At 64.6% G+C, this 16,539-nt stretch carries 12 protein-coding genes and 1 pseudogene; 8 read left to right on the top strand and 5 right to left on the bottom strand.

Annotated features, from left to right (window positions below; all coding sequences use genetic code 11):
* Positions 1-24: 24 nt before the first annotated feature.
* A complete protein-coding gene (locus B384_RS0109060) occupies positions 25-942 on the bottom strand; it encodes a sugar-binding transcriptional regulator (protein ID WP_116777938.1) in 918 nt (305 codons plus the stop codon).
* A gap of 225 nt (positions 943-1,167) precedes the next feature.
* Here B384_RS0109060 and B384_RS0109055 point away from each other — a divergent pair, with 225 nt between their 5' ends.
* The 3 genes from B384_RS0109055 (at position 1,168) to glpK (ending at position 5,418) form a co-directional block, all read left to right on the top strand.
* Positions 1,168-2,916, top strand: coding sequence for an FAD-dependent oxidoreductase (locus B384_RS0109055; RefSeq protein WP_019482798.1), 1,749 nt, complete (start codon positions 1,168-1,170; stop codon positions 2,914-2,916).
* Between the two features lie 132 nt (positions 2,917-3,048).
* Positions 3,049-3,795, top strand: coding sequence for an MIP/aquaporin family protein (locus B384_RS0109050; protein WP_019482797.1), 747 nt, complete (start codon positions 3,049-3,051; stop codon positions 3,793-3,795).
* A 108-nt stretch (positions 3,796-3,903) separates the two neighbouring features.
* Positions 3,904-5,418 (top strand): glycerol kinase GlpK, encoded by a 1,515-nt coding sequence (gene glpK, locus B384_RS0109045; protein WP_019482796.1) that lies wholly within the window; start codon positions 3,904-3,906, stop codon positions 5,416-5,418.
* 221 nt (positions 5,419-5,639) lie between these two features.
* Here glpK and B384_RS19680 read toward each other — a convergent pair whose 3' ends face one another.
* Positions 5,640-7,142 (bottom strand): HNH endonuclease signature motif containing protein, encoded by a 1,503-nt coding sequence (locus B384_RS19680; protein WP_019482795.1) that lies wholly within the window; start codon positions 7,140-7,142, stop codon positions 5,640-5,642.
* Between the two features lie 787 nt (positions 7,143-7,929).
* Positions 7,930-8,604: a TetR/AcrR family transcriptional regulator gene (locus B384_RS0109030; protein WP_019482793.1), complete on the bottom strand. Its 675-nt coding sequence runs from the start codon at positions 8,602-8,604 to the stop codon at positions 7,930-7,932.
* 122 nt (positions 8,605-8,726) lie between these two features.
* Here B384_RS0109030 and B384_RS0109025 point away from each other — a divergent pair, with 122 nt between their 5' ends.
* A complete protein-coding gene (locus B384_RS0109025) occupies positions 8,727-9,767 on the top strand; it encodes an NAD(P)-dependent alcohol dehydrogenase (RefSeq protein ID WP_019482792.1) in 1,041 nt (346 codons plus the stop codon).
* A 96-nt stretch (positions 9,768-9,863) separates the two neighbouring features.
* A complete protein-coding gene (locus B384_RS0109020) occupies positions 9,864-10,361 on the top strand; it encodes a DUF6326 family protein (protein WP_019482791.1) in 498 nt (165 codons plus the stop codon).
* A gap of 53 nt (positions 10,362-10,414) precedes the next feature.
* On the opposite strand, the gene B384_RS20575 is transcribed toward B384_RS0109020, so the two are convergent.
* Positions 10,415-10,552 carry a hypothetical protein gene (locus tag B384_RS20575; protein WP_156809033.1) on the bottom strand — a complete coding sequence of 46 codons (138 nt, stop codon included), beginning with the start codon at positions 10,550-10,552 and terminating at the stop codon, positions 10,415-10,417.
* A 17-nt stretch (positions 10,553-10,569) separates the two neighbouring features.
* Here B384_RS20575 and B384_RS0109010 point away from each other — a divergent pair, with 17 nt between their 5' ends.
* From B384_RS0109010 to B384_RS21500, 3 genes and pseudogenes are all read left to right on the top strand, one after another.
* Positions 10,570-11,517, top strand: a complete 948-nt coding sequence (locus tag B384_RS0109010; protein ID WP_019482789.1) for an ABC transporter ATP-binding protein — start codon at positions 10,570-10,572, stop codon at positions 11,515-11,517.
* Entirely contained in the window at positions 11,514-12,371 is an 858-nt protein-coding gene (locus B384_RS20570) for an ABC transporter permease subunit (protein WP_019482788.1), read from the top strand. Before B384_RS0109010 ends, B384_RS20570 begins: the two co-directional genes overlap by 4 nt.
* Positions 12,372-12,391: 20 nt before the next feature.
* Positions 12,392-12,631: pseudogene (locus tag B384_RS21500) on the top strand (type I restriction enzyme endonuclease domain-containing protein); the annotation flags it as partial.
* Positions 12,632-12,835: 204 nt separating this feature from the next.
* Here the strand turns inward: B384_RS21500 and B384_RS0109000 are convergent.
* Entirely contained in the window at positions 12,836-16,291 is a 3,456-nt protein-coding gene (locus B384_RS0109000; protein WP_035766841.1) for a bifunctional proline dehydrogenase/L-glutamate gamma-semialdehyde dehydrogenase, read from the bottom strand.
* Positions 16,292-16,539 lie beyond the last annotated feature (248 nt).

Here is a 16,539-nt window from a genome sequence, read left to right as displayed (position 1 = left end):
TGACAATACCGAAGGGCGATTGGGTCAGCGGGACCCGCCGTGAACCAGCCGCCGCGCCGACCCTTCATCGAGGATGAGGTCGGTGGCGAGCCCGGCCGCCAGCGCGCCGCGCAACCCGTTGATCTTTGTCTCGCCCGACACGACGCAGATCCGCCGGCGCACCTGCCGGAGCAGATCCAGTTCGGGTCCGGTGCTGCGTTGGTTAAGGAGCAGGTCGCTGTGGGTGCCGTCGGCGCGGAAAAACATGGTTGCGACATCGCCAACCACCTGGTGCTCGTCCAACGCCCGGAGGTCGTCGTCGTCGAGGTAGCCGCCCGAGTAGACATGACTGGGGATATTGGCGTCGATGGACCCGACGCCGAAAATGGCCATCGTCATGCGTCTCTGGAGGTCCAGGATTCTCATCACGCTCCGTTCGGCCCACATTGCGGTTTTGGTTTCGGCGTGGTCGAAGAAGGCAGGCACGGGGAACTGCTCCACCCGGGCGCCATAGGCCTGCCCGAACCGGCGAAGGATTTCGCTGGCATAGGTGATGCCGGTGGTCTGCGTGTTGCCGGCGCCGTTCAACTGCACAATGGTGCTGTCGTGGGTGACCTTGCGGGTCAGATGATGGCTGACAGCGCTGAGGGTCGAACCCCAGGCGACGCCGATAATGGCGTTCGAATCGACCAGCGGACCGATGGTCCGGGCCGCCTGGATGGCTACCCGGTCGAGGACATCGGAGTCGCTCACGATGTCGGTCACCGGCACCACATGGGCTTCCACCCCGAACTGTCGCCGGATCTGCTGTTCCAGAGACGGAGCCCGCTGCAACGGATTGTTGACCTGGATCTGCACCAGCCCGGTGTCCCGGGCCATCGACAGGAGCCGTGACACGGTAGATCGTGAGGTCCGCAATTCCCGCGCGATGGCGTTCATCGTGAGGTCCTGCAGGTAGTACATCTGCGCGGCCCGCAGGGCGTCACCGCTCCGGGACCGCTTGAAGTCCTCAGCGGAAGATTGTGCAGCGGGGTCCGATCTTTCAGCCTTTGGTCGAACGTTCATAGCCAAATCCTCCGTCACTTCTGCACGTATGTGCAACACCATTGACTATTATTCCCAGCATTTCAAGAATAGGTGGGACGGCTGCGGATCCAATGCAGCCTGCAAACTGTTGAGGAGAATGTTTTGGCTGAGTCCGCCAGTGCGAATGGTGCCACAAGCACGCCCGCTGAACGGCCGGGGGTGCAACGGTTGAAGGAAACGCCGCGCGCGTCGGTGCTGATTATTGGTGGCGGCATTAACGGCGTAGGAACCTTCAGGGACCTGGCGCTGCAGGGTGTCGACGTAACACTGGTGGAACGCGGTGACTACTGCCAGGGCGCCTCCGGTGCTTCCTCGCACATGATCCACGGCGGTATCCGGTACCTCGAGAACGGCGAGTTTCGGTTGGTCCGCGAGTCAGTGGTCGAGCGCAACGCCCTCCTGAAGACAGCGCCGCACTACGTCAAGCCCCTTCAGACCACCATCCCCATTTTCAGTACCTTCTCCGGAATTCTCGCGGCTCCGCTGCGGTTCCTGACCCACCGTCAGCACGGCCAGCCCCGCGAGCGGGGTGCCTTCCTGATCAAGGCGGGCCTGACCATGTATGACTGGTTCTCCAGGGATGGCGGCGCCGTACCGCGTCACCGCTTCGCCGGTCGCAAGGCGTCGCTCGCCCAGCTGCCGGACCTGCGGCCTGATGTGCGCTACACGGCCACCTACTTCGATGCATCGGTGCACAACCCCGAGCGGATGACCCTCGATGTGCTCCGCGACGGCCTTGCCGCCAATGCCGAGGCGCGGGCCACCAACTACGTCAGCGCCATCGGCCGTGACGGCGATTCGGTGCTGCTCCGCGACGAGCTCACTGGCGAGGAATTCGCCTTCGCCGCCGACGTCGTCGTGAACGCGACCGGCGCCTGGGTGGACGGGACCAACGATTCCCTGGGCGAACGCAGCAAGTTCATGGGCGGCACCAAGGGCTCCCATATTGTCCTCGACCACCCCGAACTGCTGGCGGCCTGCGCAGGGCGTGAAATCTTCTTCGAGCACACCGACGGCCGGATTGTGCTGGTCTACCCGATCGGCGACCGCGTTCTGGTGGGCACCACCGACATCGATACCGATGTCGACACCCCGGCCGTGTGCACCCCCGAAGAGGTGGATTACTTCATTGAACTGATCGGACACGTCTTCCCGGCCATCGTCGTCGAGCACGGCCATGTGGTCTACAGCTTCTCCGGTGTCCGACCACTGCCACGGCACGACGACACGCAGCCGGGCTTCGTCTCCCGGGACTACCGGATTGAGAAGCGCCAGGATCGCTCCGGCGCCCGGACGGTGACCACGCTCAGCCTGGTCGGCGGCAAGTGGACCACTTTCCGCGCGCTGTCAGAGCACATGGCCAACGACGTCCTGGAAATCCTCGGCAAGCGCCGGACGACGACGACGGCGGGTCTCGCCATCGGCGGCGGGAAGGGGTTCCCGAGAACTCCCTCCGCGGAGAAGGCCTGGGTGAGCGCCCACATCGAACCGGGGCTGTCGGCCGAGCGGGTCGAGGGTCTGCTGACTCGATACGGGACCCGTGCCGTCGACGTCATCGAGTACCTGCGGGCGGGCCAGGATCAAACCTTTACCTCCACCAGCGAGCTCAGCCACCGCGAGTTGGCGTACATGGTCGAACAGGAACAGGTAGGCCATGTGGCTGACGTGTTGATCCGCCGGACCTCGATCGCCTTCAGGGGACTGGTCAGTACCGAACTGTTGCACGAGCTAGCGGACACGCTCGCGCCGCTGCTGGGCTGGAACGGTGAGAAGGTGCAGGCTGAGATTGAGCTGGCTGAACGGGTGCTGCGGGACTGGCACAACGTTCACGTTGAAGATTTGGTGGCGTAGCCGGGATCTGGCGCGCAACCATTGCCGCTCCCGGAGCGGATGCAGGACCAACGGCAGCTGTTGCCGGGGGGAGCAAGAGAGCCACAGCCGCGGGCTGGGTTCGATAAAAATGAATAATTAAAGGAGTCAAAGATGTCTCTGGAAGCATTCGTTGCCGAAATGTTCGGCACCATGCTGCTGTTGCTGCTGGGTACAGGTGTCGTTGCCAACGTCGCTCTGGCCGGTACCAAGGGCAACAATGGCGGATTTTTGATGGTGAACTTCGGCTGGGGTCTCGGCGTCTTTGCTGGCGTCTATGTGGCGGCCCTATCCGGCGCGCACCTTAACCCCGCCGTTACGGTCGGCCTGCTCGTCAATTCAGATATAGAAGCGCTCGGCCCCGATATCGACAAGACCTTCATCAACGTCCTGCTGTACTTTGCGGCCCAGCTGATTGGTGCCATGATTGGCGCCTTCCTCTGCTGGCTGGCATACAAGCAGCACTTCGACGCTGAGCCCGACCCCGCCAACAAGCTGGGAGTGTTCTCCACCGGACCAGCGATCCGGTCGAATGCCTGGAATGTGATTACCGAAGTCATCGGTACTTTCGTGCTGGTTTTCGTAGTCATTTCGTTTGCTGGCACGCCCTCGGGCCTCGGCCCGCTGGCGGTTGCGCTCCTGGTTGTCGGCATCGGTGCGTCACTCGGTGGGCCCACCGGCTACGCCATCAACCCAGCCCGTGACCTCGGCCCCAGGATCGTCCACGCATTGCTTCCCATCAAGGGCAAGGGCGGCAGCGACTGGGGTTACGCCTGGGTTCCAGTGGTTGGTCCACTGATCGGTGGCGTTCTCGGCGGCCTGGTGGCCATGCTGGTCACCTTCCCCGCGGTTACCGGGTAGGAATGCCCCGCTAGCGCAATCACTTGCTAGCACTCAACCGGCCGGGCGGTCCTACGACCGTCCGCGCCGGCATCATTCACCGACGGAACACTCAAAGAGGAGCACTACATGTCGAAGTATGTAATTGCGATTGATCAGGGCACTACTTCCAGCCGGGCGATCGTCTTTGATCACAGCGGGGACATTGTGTCCTCCGGCCAGAAGGAACACGAACAGATTTTCCCCAAGGCCGGCTGGGTCGAGCATGATCCCCTGGAGATCTGGAACAACACCAGGGAGGTCATCGGCAACGCCTTGTCGAAGGCCAACCTGACCCGTCACGATATTGCCGCCGTCGGCATCACCAATCAGCGTGAAACTGCTGTGGTCTGGGACAAGACGACCGGACAGCCGGTCTACAACGCGATTGTCTGGCAGGATACCCGGACCCAGTCGATCGTTGACGAGCTGGCGGCTGACGGGGGGCCGGACCGGTTCAAGCAGAAGGTCGGGCTGCCGCTGGCCACCTATTTCTCGGGCACCAAGATCAAGTGGATCCTGGACAACGTCGAGGGCGCCCGGGCCAAGGCTGAGGCCGGCGATCTGATCTTCGGAAACACCGACTCGTGGGTCACCTGGAACCTCACCGGCGGCACCGACGGCGGCGTGCACATCACCGATGTCACCAACGCCTCGCGGACCATGTTCATGGATCTGGAGACCCTGTCCTGGGACGACGGAATCCTTGAGGCCTTTGGTGTGCCGCGGTCCATGATGCCGGAGATCAAGTCCTCCTCCGAGGTCTATGGGACCGTCCACACCTCCCAGCTGCTGCGCGAGGTGCCGGTTGCCGGCATCCTGGGCGACCAGCAGGCGGCAACGTTCGGTCAGGCGGCGTTCGAGAAGGGCGGCGCCAAGAACACCTACGGCACCGGTAACTTCATGATCGTCAATACCGGTGAGGAGATTGTTCACTCAAAGAATGGTCTGTTGACTACCGTCTGCTACAAGCTTGGCGACGCCAAGGCCGTCTACGCGCTGGAAGGCTCGATCGCTGTGACCGGGTCGCTGATCCAGTGGCTGCGGGACAACCTCGGCATCATCAAGTCGGCTCCCGAGGTGGAGGAGCTTGCCAGAACGGTCGAGGACAACGGTGGGGTCTACATCGTGCCAGCGTTCTCCGGCCTGTTTGCACCGTACTGGCGCGGCGAAGCCCGCGGCGCCATTGTGGGTCTCACCCGATTCGTGAACAAGGGGCACATCGCGCGGGCCGCCCTCGAAGCCACCGCGTTCCAGACCCGCGAGGTGCTGGACGCGGCGAACGCCGATTCGGGAGTGGACATGGAGGATCTGCGGGTCGACGGCGGTATGGTCGCCAACGACGCGCTGATGCAGTTCCAGTCCGACATCCTCGGTATCCCGGTCATCCGGCCGAAGGTCACTGAGACCACCGCGTTGGGCGCAGCCTATGCGGCAGGTCTGGCGGTGGGTTTCTGGAAGGACACCGACGAGTTGGCTACCAACTGGGCCGAGGACAAGCGCTGGACGCCATCCATGGATGCGGGGGAGCGCGACCGCCAGTTGCGGCTCTGGAAGAAGGCTGTCACCCGGACGTTCGACTGGGTTGACGAAGACGTGAAATAAGCCCTACTTTCACTCCAGGCTTGACCGGAAGGGGCGGTGGCTATCCGAAAGGATGGTCACCGCCCCTTCCGCGTGATCGGCCGGTCGGTACCTCACCTTTAGCCGGCCAGTACTTCCGCCGATCAGAACCTCCGCCGAGTAGCTGGCTGTGGCGGGCCGACGGCGTTCCGAGTCTCCAGAGCTAACGCCTCGACGGCATTTTTTCAGTACGGGCGGCGCGGTTAAAACGGTGGTGGATCGTCCAGGGGTGATGCTGGTGGTGGGTCCGGCCGGGTGATGTAGGTTTCGCCTGCCGGTGAGATGGCGATGATGGTCCCCGGCTCGGGTTGTCGATAATGCCAGTAGCCTTCGGATTTGAGCCGGTGGTGACGTTTGCACAAGGCAGCGAGGTTGCCGTAGCTGGTCTTTCCACCGTTGGCCCAGGGTTTTGTATGGTCGAGTTCGCAAAACACTGCCAACCGGTTGCAGCCTGGATGACGACACGTCCGGTCCCGCACTCTGATGCTGTCTCGCAGGTCCTTCGGCACCCGATAGGTGGTGGCATCGGCCCCGAGGCGTGCCCCGGTAAAGGGGTGGGTGAGGATGCGTGTGAACGACGGCGCATGCCCCGCGAGTTTGCGGGCCAGGTCGGGGTTGATGGGCCCATAACCTTCAAGTTCTCCCGGTACATCCCCGCCAAGGAGGGTCATCACTGGAACAGTGACGAACACCTTCGCCTGGACACCCTGATAGCTGGCTCCACCGGCTTGATCGGCGCTCGGCCCGGAGCTGGTGAGGACGTCAGCAAACACGTCAGCTCGCAACTGGGTGAGGGTCCGGGGCTCATCCGGTCCCTGGAGGTTGCGGGCGGCGGTGTCGACCCGATGGAAGATCCCTGCGGCTTGTTCTACAGGCAGGTACGCTTCAAGCCACGCCATCCCGTCATACGCAGGAGTTAGTTGCAGTAACCGACCCTCGACGGCCTTCTTATGCCGAGTGGTGGTGGACTCGGGGTGCAGTTGCTCGCGTAGCCGTCTGGCCTGATAGCAGAACCGACTCACAGTGGTTTTGCACGCCATGTCGACCAGGCGTTTCTCGAATGCCGCCAATACCTCGGGCGTGGCGTCCGGGATGCTGGTGGCCTCTTCGACTACGGCCCAGGCATGCCGCCTCGATAGCCTCCCGTCCTCAAGGGCCGCCAAAGCCACCCGATAATGCCGGGTCAGGAGTTCACTGTGTTCGATCAGGCTCCCGGCAGTCCGCTCCGGCATATGCAGGGCGGCTCCAACTTCTGACTCCGTCAGTGTCCGGGCATACCCGAGGCGGCCAGCGGGGCCCATCGATTCGGTGGTCAGGTCAAGGAGGCGAGTGGCGATCTTCGCTTCCTGCGCATCGAGCCAGGACCTCGCCCGGTTGACGTCCCGCAACGCGTCCAACGCCTGAGCCCCGTCCAGCTCACCGACCGCAGTTAACCCCAGCCAGCCCGCAAACGCCCGGGTATCTGCCGACTGGCTGTCCGGCGACTGGGCATCCGATGAGTCAGGGACGGTGTCAGCCACGGGAGCCGTCCATATCGCTTCGACACTCAGCGGACCGCCGGGACCGTACCCGGTCGCAGTTCCCGCAGCCGCAGTGGTCCCCGAAGTCCGGGCGGACGTATCCGCGGACCCGCCGTTGGAGGCGGTATCCGCGCCGAATTCGGGAGAGAATCCCGATCCGGTAGAAGAAGCTTTACTGCTTTCCATACCTCCATTCCATCATTCGCCTCTGACAGAATGAGGTGCGTGGGAGGGGGTACGGAAAAGAATTTTGAACTATTTTCGTGGCACGATCAGAGCAGACCAGACGGCATTGGCTGGCCCCAAAACCAGCTCATCGTTCGGTGCGGGAGCCTTTGGGGGGCCTGGGGCCACATTCAGCGGCGACAGCTTGATGAACTGGTACGCGTCCCGTCACCAGAAGTTGTGGTCAACCAGAATGAGTTCATGGAAGCTTTGTGGAGCCTGGGTTCGAAAGCCAGATCGAAAATCTTTCCCTGGTTACCATTCGGGATGCGCTTCTTCCACAGCTCATGTCCGGGAAACTCCGGGGCAAAGAAGCTGCGGCGTTGGTAGAGGAAATCGTCTGACACTGTCGGGGTCGCTGGATAGTTTCGAAATGACGTCGACCTATCCAGTGGAAGGCAGCAGGAATGGCGACCGCAAATGACAGGTAAGGGATGTAGGCCGTTAATGAGAGAGCTTCCTTCCGGCCAACTCCAGTAGCCACCCGCGGTTAAGGCGCCGGCACACACGCCGGTCTTACTTCGAGGGTCGGCAGGAGCCTCGATCTGGTCGAAAGCCGCGGGGAGTTCAGCAGCGAATGTTGTTAGATACAGACAACTGGGTGTGGCTGCTGTTGCCAGCGCAGCAGACGCAGTCGACGAAGTCAGGTAGGCACCCCATGCGCACGGCCGCTACGAGCCCGCTACAACACGACGGTTATGGATCGGAACTGCCGTACAGAGGTCCGCGGGACGGTCTGTGAGCGTCGCTATGCGGAGGCTCTCAGGGGTTCGAGGGCGGCCAGGGCGAGATCGAGTCCGAAGATGAACTCCTCCGACGGGTCGTAGCCAGCAGCGACGAGTGCCGCGGCGGACTCGTTGAGGTAGGGGAACTCGCCTGGAGGAAGCTGGGGCAGGTAGACGTCCTCGGCCATGTCCGCGAACTCATCAGCCGTATCGAACGGCAGGTTGGCTTCCTGCAGGGCGTAACCGTAGACAAGGCTGTCGAGCAACCAGTTGGCGTGCGTCGCCATCAGAACCGAGAAGCCGGCCCTCCGCAGGCATGCGGTGACAGCCTCGCGGTGGCGGAGGTGCGCGGACCCCGGCGATGTCCGCGAGTCCATCAGGCCAATCGCCCACGGGTGGCGCGCCAGAACCTGTCGGGCGGATACCGAACGCCGTCGCATCGCCGACTGCCAGTCTGTCCCTTCGGGCGGGAGCTCAATCTCCTCGAACACGACGTCGATCATCGCGTCCAGCAACTGCTCCTTGCTCGCCACATAGTGGTAGAGGGACATCGCGCCCGCGCCAAGCTCGCGAGCCAGCCGGCGCATGCTCAACCCTTCGACCCCCTCGCGGTCGGCAAGCCGGATCGCCTCGACCACCACCCGGTGCTTGGTCAGCCCCGCGTCTGACGCGACCTGGCGTTGTTCCCTAGCGGACACAAATTCCTCGCTTTCTCAAAGTGCTTGACATTAGTACAGCGTACGCCCACACTTTATCGTACAACGTACGTCGTACGGTGTACGAGCAGGGAAGGTCGTTGCTCGGACGTAAGGAGGCTTCTGTGACAAACGAACAGCGATCGAAGGCCGGAACACCCCTGGTGCCGGGGGCGAATCTGGACGGGGCGGCGACGATGCGGGCCGCCGTCCAGCATCGCTACGGCCCGCCCTCCGTGATCGAGGTGTCCGACGTCGGGCTACCGCTACCCGGTCAGGGTGATGTCCTCGTCCGGGTGGGCGCGGCCTCGGTACACCCTGGCGACTACTTCGTCATGACCGGCGAGCCGTACATGGTGCGCCTGGTGTACGGGCTCCGCCGGCCGCGCCACGGCATCCCTGGCATGGACCTCGCCGGCGTGGTGGTAGCAGTCGGGAAGGATGTCACCGCTCTCCGCCCCGGCGACGAGGTGTTCGGCTGGAGCACCGCAGGAGCACTCGCGGAGTACGCCTGCGTCCCGGCGGACAATCTCGTGCCCGTGCCTGCCAACCTGTCGGTCGTGGACGCGGCAGCGGTGGCCACCTCGGCGATGACGGCGTTGCAGGCATTGCGCAAGATCGCGAATGTTCGACCGGGCCAGACGGTGCTGGTCACGGGCGCGTCAGGCGGTGTGGGCTCCTTCGCTGTACAGATCGCCAAGGCGTTTGGTGCCGAGGTCACGGGTGTGTGCAGCACCCGCAACATCGATCTGGTCCGGTCACTCGGTGCCGACCACGTCATTGACTATACGAGGACCGACTTCACCCGCAGCGAGAATCGCTACGACGTCATCCTCGACAACGTGGAAGCCCAGCCCCTGGCGGCTGTCCGCCGAGCGCTGACGCCCACCGGCACCCTGATCCCCAACAGCGGACGCGGCGGCCGCTGGTTCGGCCCCCTCGGTCGGATCGTCAAAGCGCGTGTGCTGTCCGGATTCACCCGTCAGCTGCTGTTGCCCTTCATGTCGGTTGGGAAGCGCCAGGACCTGCTCGCCCTGGCCGAGTTGCTCACGGCCGGGCAGGTCAGGTCCGTCATCGACCGCACCTACCCGCTGGACGAAGCGGCCGACGCCCTCCGCTATGTCGGAGCTGGCCACACCCGAGGGAAGGTCGTGATCACCGTCTGACGACCGGACCGACGAGAACGACCCACCCCGTGCGAATGCACGCCCCAACCTGCCGCCACTCCGGCGGACGGACCGCTCGAATCGAAAGAACAACCAATGCCCCTCCGAACGAAAACCCCGAAACTGCTCGACAACCCGCGAATCCCCGTGCAGGCCAAGCTCGCGGCCGCCTGGACCAGCTTCATGTTCCTCGTTATTTACATCGACTACTTTCACCTCTACCAGCCCGGCGAAATTGATGTAATCCGGGGTGGCGAGATCTTTGTCTTCGACATCACCGGGACATTGGTTTCCATCTTCTTCGTGATCATAGCGATCCCGAGCCTGATGGTGCTGCTCTCGATGGCGCTGCCCGCCCGGGCGAACCGCGCCACGAACCTGGCCGTTGCCTTGCTTTTCATCCCCCTCTCCATCTTCAACGCGGCAGGGGCGACCTGGGACTGGGCCTTTTACTACGGCCTCACCATTGGAGTCGAGCTGCTGATCCTGGCCTTCATCCTGCGCTCCGCCTGGACCTGGCCCCGCACCGCTCCGTCGGCGACCATGCCGACCAGCCCGGACCGTGAAGCCGTTCGCGCCCAGCAGCGAGCGTGAACTCAAGAGCAATCCCCGTCCGGTAGGGGCCTACCAAGGCCCCTACCGGCAGGTCAGGTCACCGAATGCGCATCCAGGACCACCGCATCGTCGACACCGACCTTCAGCGCGGCAACGTCGTCGTCCCCCCACCGACCCGTCACGACGGGCACGCCGAACCGCCGCATCAAATCCGCCAATCCCACCATCACTCAGGAAGGTCCCGGTCATGATCGAGGCACACGAGCTCACCAAGCGCTACGGCGACAAAACCGCCGTGCACACCCTCAGCTTCACCATCGCGCCCGGCACCGTGACCGGGTTCCTCGGCCCGAACGGTGCCGGCAAATCCACGACGATGCGTTTGATCATGGGACTGGACCGGCCGACGTCGGGCAGCGTCCTGGTCAACGGCAAGCCCTACGGGCAGCACCGTTCCCCGCTGCGGGAGGTCGGCGCCCTGCTCGACGCCAAGGCAGTGCACCCCGGCCGCAGCGCCCGCTCGCACCTACGCACGATGGCCGCCACCCACCACATCACGGCCTCCCGCGTCAGCGAGGTCATCGAGATGACCGGCCTGGCCGGGGCCGCGACCAAGCGCGTCGGCGGGTTCTCCCTCGGCATGAGCCAACGCCTGGGTATCGCCGTCGCACTTCTGGGCGACCCCCGAACGCTCATCCTCGACGAGCCGGTCAACGGGCTCGACCCCGAGGGCGTGCAGTGGGTTCGCCAACTGGTGCGCGACCTGGCCGCCGAGGGACGGACCGTGTTCCTGTCCTCACACCTGATGAGCGAGATGTCCCAGACCGCCGATCAACTCCTCGTGATCGGCCGCGGTCACATCATCGCCACCGGCTCGGTCCAACAGGTCATCGACTCCGTCGCCAGCGGCGCTGTGCGGGTGCGCTCCCCGCGCGCCGGCGAACTCGCTGACGCCCTGACCGCCGACGGTGTGACCATCACTTCTCCGGAGGCCGGCATGCTCGAGGTCAGCGGGACCACCGCGGAGCACATCGGCCAGGTCGCCTTCCGATACGGGCTGCCGCTCTCCGAGTTGTCCCCGCGCCGCGCGAGCCTCGAAGAGGCGTACATGTCCCTGACCCAGGATGCGGTCGAGTACCGCTCCGACCCCACCACCGCCCACAGCACCCCAGCCCAGAAGGGCCTGAACCGATGAGCACACTGACCGACAACCCGCCGATGACCTCACCGGCCACCAACCCGCCCGCCGCTGGGCAGGTATATCCCACCTTCGCGGGGGTCTTGCGCGGGGAATGGATCAAGCTGGCGTCCCTGCGCTCGACGTGGTGGGCGCTGGCCTCCACCGCCGCAGTAATCACGCTGGTGGCCCTGGCCTCCGCCATGTCCCTGAGCGCCACGACCGACGATCCCGCCCTGGCCCAGGGCATCGAGCAGATGCATGGTGCCGAGGTCATCGCAGGTGGCTTCCATTTCGGCATGCTCACCATCGCCGTCCTGGGCGCCCTACTCATCACCGGGGAATACGCCACCGGATTGATCCGCTCCACGTTCGCGGCAGTCCCGAGCCGGATCCCCGTCCTTGGCGCCAAAGCCCTCGTCCTGATTGTGCTGACGGCCGCCGTGACCCTCGTAAGCGCGACCCTGTCCTACGTCGTCACCATGCCCCAGCTCTCGCAGTACGACCTCGTCCCAGCGCTGGACGACCCGGGCACCTGGCGCGTCTTTGGCGGCACCCTCTATTCGCTGACAGCCGCGGCCCTGCTCTCCCTTGGTATCGGCACGCTCCTGCGCTCCACCGCCGCCACCGTGACCGTTGCCCTGACCGTCCTGCTGCTACTGCCCGGCACCCTCAGCTTCATCCGCCTGGACTGGGTAGAGACTATCGTCAGCTACCTACCGCTGCCGGCGTCCTCAGCGTTGCTCACCACCGGAGCAACCGAAACGCAAGGAGCCTACCTCTCCACACAGGCGAGCCTGATCGTGCTGGCCGCCTACGCTATCGTCCCCCTCGTAGCGGCCGCAATCACGCTGCACCGACGCGACGCCTAGACTCAAGCCAAGCGTGCTCCGACGCGGTGGCTCAGGACGAGTCTGCAGTGGAGCGCAGGGCGAGGGGATTCCGGCGCAGATCGCCCGTGACCTCGTGGCAGTGATGCAACGTGACCTGCGGTCAGCCTGGACCGTGCGCGAGGAGGGCGAAGCTACGGGTCTCCATCAAACGGCTGCGCGTGAAGAGTGGCTATTCGCCCGATAAGCAGCCGGTGGCCATCAAGTTAGTGATGGAGCAGATGGAGTCCATGGCACCGCGTTACCCGGAAGCATGCGGCCAGGCCGCAATGGCACATACACATTATGAACTTGAGGATGCAGATCCAAGGCTGAAGCGACTTAGCTTTAAACCGCACCGCCGAGCGGGAGATACCGCGAGTTCGGGACGTCCGAACCCGCGAGACCTCACCGCCCGGCGGAGGGGATAAGCGGAGAGGGGCGGCAGGACCGCCCCCTCAGATGCCCTAGTGCAGCACCGTGTGCGAGACGCTGTCCGGGTTGCCGAACCGGTGGGCTGTGATGCTGACAGCCTGCTCGTGCAGGAACGGAAGCATCTCGATCCGACCCGACTCAGTGACGGGTCCGGCGTAGATGGCAACATCCGGATCCCCGTCAGTGGCCGCGCACAGTTCCGAATAGCCGCCGCCGATCAGCCGAACCCGGCCAAGGGAAGCCGTGGGTGCGTGCTTCAGCCACGCGGCGTCGTCGTCCACGCCGTGTTCAATGTTGTGCGCCGAGAGCGCCGCTGTGAGAGCCGGCGGTAGCGGGTGAGCCGTCGAAACCCGCAGAGAGGCACCGGCACGCAGGCCGGCAGCGAGGACCCGGACCAAACCAGCGAGGGTGCCGGCCTCGTTGAGCCGCACCGTCACAGCACCGGCAATGTAACGGAACTCATTGCGTTCCACCCCGAGGCCCGACACATCGCGATTGGCACCGAAGGACCTGACCCAATGACGCTGATCGTCCGCGGTCGCCCGGGCCAGGAACCCCTGGTCGACGGCGGGGATATCGGCTGCGTGCAGCAGATCCCGGACCGGCCCACTCAACGGAGCGTGAACGTTTCCGGGATGCAGCTCGACGGGGTTCCAGCTGCCCAGGTGCATTAGATAGTTGGGGCCACCAGCCTTGGCGCCCGGCCCGACAGCCGAACGCTTCCAGCCACCAAACGGCTGGCGCTGAACAATTGCACCGGTAATGCCGCGGTTCACATACAGATTGCCTGCCTGGACAGCGTCCAGCCACTGGGCGAGTTCATCGCCATCCATGGTGTGAATGCCTGCCGTCAGCCCGTAGGGGCTGGCGTTCTGCCATTCGATCGCCTGTGCGAGCGAGTCCGCGTGCATCACCCCGAGGACCGGACCGAAAAATTCAGTGAGATGGAAGTAGCTGCCCGGTTTCACTCCAGCGCGGACGCCGGGGCTCCACAGCCGTCCGGTGTCGTCGAGCTGCTTCGGCTTGACCAGCCAGGTTTCACCCTCGCCAAGGGTAGTCAGCGCGTCGCGCAGTTTCCCCTCAGCAGGCTCGATGACAGGGCCCATTTCGGTGGCCGCATCTTCCGGGTAACCAACCTTCAGCGACGCCACTGCGTCAACCAGCTGGTTGCGGAACCGCGCCGACTTCCCGGCCGCACCCACCAGAATCACCAGCGACGCGGCCGAGCACTTCTGCCCGGCATGACCGAACGCGGACTTGACGACATCGGCCGCGGCAAGATCGAGGTCCGAACTGGGAGTGACGATCAGCGCGTTCTTGCCGCTGGTCTCCGCGAGCAGCGGCAGGTCATGGCGCCAGCTGCGGAACAGCTTGGCGGTGTCGTAGGCACCGGTCAGGATGACCCGGTCCACCGACGGATGCGAAATGAGGTGCTGACCCACCGGCCCCTCCTCAACATCCGCGAAATGCAGCACCTCGCGGGGCACCCCAGCGTCCCACAACGCCTGGACCAGCACTGCCGCGCAACGCCTGGCCTGCGGTGCAGGCTTCACGACGACGGCGCTGCCCGCCGCCAACGGTGCCAGCGCCGACCCCGCGGCGATGGCCACCGGGAAGTTCCACGGCGGGGTGACGACCGTCAGGCGTGCAGGCACGAACTCGGCGCCCTCCACCTGGTCCAGTTCCTCGGCGAGCAGTGCGTAATAGTTGGCGAAGTCGATCGCCTCGGAAATCTCCGGATCGGACTCGGCAACCGTCTTGCCGGTCTCACTGGCAGCAACTTCCACCAGGTCACCACGGATCGCTGCGAGCCGGGCCGCTGCGTTCCGCAGCACCCCGGCCCGTTCGGCGCCAGCCCGGGACGCCCATTCCTGCTGGCCGGCAAGGGCCGCAGCGATGGTGCGCTCGACGTCGTCGTTGGTGTCCAGCCAGGAAGCTTCCACCAACTCAACCCCCAGGGTTGACTCCGGAACCCGCTGAAGAATCTCGGTGGCCCAGTCCCTGATGACGGGCAGCGACGGGTCGGAGTCGGACTGGTTGGCGAACTCGCCGGGTGCAGTTTCCACGAACCGGTCAACGCTCTGCGCCCGGTTGGGACCCGGCACCACAGCATCCACAGCGGCCAGTGAGGCGAGGAAACGCTGCTTCTCACGCTCAAACAGGTGCGGACTCTTGTTCAGCTCAAAGACAGCCGACATGAAGTTTTCCTGGCTCGCGTTTTCTTCGAGCCGGCGGATCAGGTAGCTGATGGCGACGTCGAACTGGGCAGGGTGCACCACCGGTGTGTACAGCAGGAGCGAGCCGACGTCCTTCTTGATCTCCTCCGCCTGCTCCTCGGCCATCCCGAGCAGCATTTCGAACTCGATGCGATCCTCCACGCCGCGCGCCAAGGAGAGCAGGCGTGCGAAGGCGATATCGAACAGGTTGTGACCGGCGACGCCGATCCTGACCGCCTCCGCGTTGTCCGGACGCAACGCCCAATCGAGGCAGCGCTTGTAGTTGGTGTCGGTCGCTTCCTTCGACGGCAGGGTGGCGGGCTCCCACCCGTGAACCTTCGCGTCGACGAGTTCCATTGCCAGGTTGGCGCCCTTGACCAGCCGCACCTTGACGGCCGAACCGCCACGAGCACGACGTTCGGTGGCCCAGCTGGTGATGTCCTGCAGCGCGCCGAGCGCGTCCGGCAGGTAGGCCTGCAACACGATCCCCGCTTCGAGATGCAGCAGGTCCTCGGTGTCGAGGATGCGCTTGAAGACCGCCACGGTCAGGTCAAGGTCGTGGTATTCCTCCATGTCGAGGTTGATGAACTTCGGCGCCGGGGAGGAGGCAGCCAACCGGTACAGGGGGAGCAGCCGCTCCGCGACCCGCTCCACCGTCTCGTGGAAGTCCCACAGATTCATGGTGCTCACCACCGAGGACACCTTCACGGAGACGTAGTCGACGTCGTCGCGGGCCAGCAGTTTCTTGGTTCCCGCGAGGCGCGCGTCTGCCTCCTCATGACCGAGTACCGCTTCGCCGAGCAGATTAATGTTGAGTCGAACAGATTCGCCCCGCAAACCGGCGATGGCCTTGCCCAACTTCTGTGGGCGGGCGTCGACGATGAGGTGTCCCACCATCTCGCGGAGCACCCGCTGGGCTACCGGGACCACGATGCCGGGCAGCGTCGGGGCGAGAGCGCCGCCAAGCTTCACGGCGCCGCGCATGTACCAGGGCAGGAACGACGGCGTCTGCCGCGCCAGCTTTGAGAGGTTGCGTGCAGCGACCGCGTTGTCTTCGGGCCGGATGACCCGGTCAACGAAGCCCAGTGTGAACTGCAGCCCGGCGTCGTCCTTCAGGACCTCGGCGAGCAGCTGCGCCGACCGCGACCCACGGGTGACTGTCGGTTCGGGGCGCCGGACGTCGTCCAGGTGCAGCCAGCGGCGGACCAGCGCGACGGCGTCGTCACCCAGGTCTGCGGGAGCGGGATCGGCTGTGGGAAAGAGCTGTGTCATGCGATCGTGCCTCACAATGTGACGGGCCACTGTCATCGGTTCCTGGTATCAGGTGGTATTCCCCTTGCGGGGCCGGTGGCCGATCAGCCGGGGGCGCACTCCGCCTCGGCGTGGCAGTGCGCGACCTGCGTGCGCGCGTACCAGAATCATCGTAACCCGCGCCACAGGTCGCCGTCGCCAATCTGCGCTAGAGTGGTCGCATGTCTGTAGTACAACTCCTTAGCTAGCCGCACAGTCAACCGTGCGGC

Source organism: Arthrobacter sp. TB 23 (genome assembly GCF_000294595.1).
In the GTDB taxonomy this organism is placed as follows: Bacteria; Actinomycetota; Actinomycetes; order Actinomycetales; family Micrococcaceae; genus Arthrobacter_D.
The sequence above is the reverse complement of the archived record's forward strand: the minus strand, read 5'-3'. Positions and strand labels throughout refer to the sequence as shown.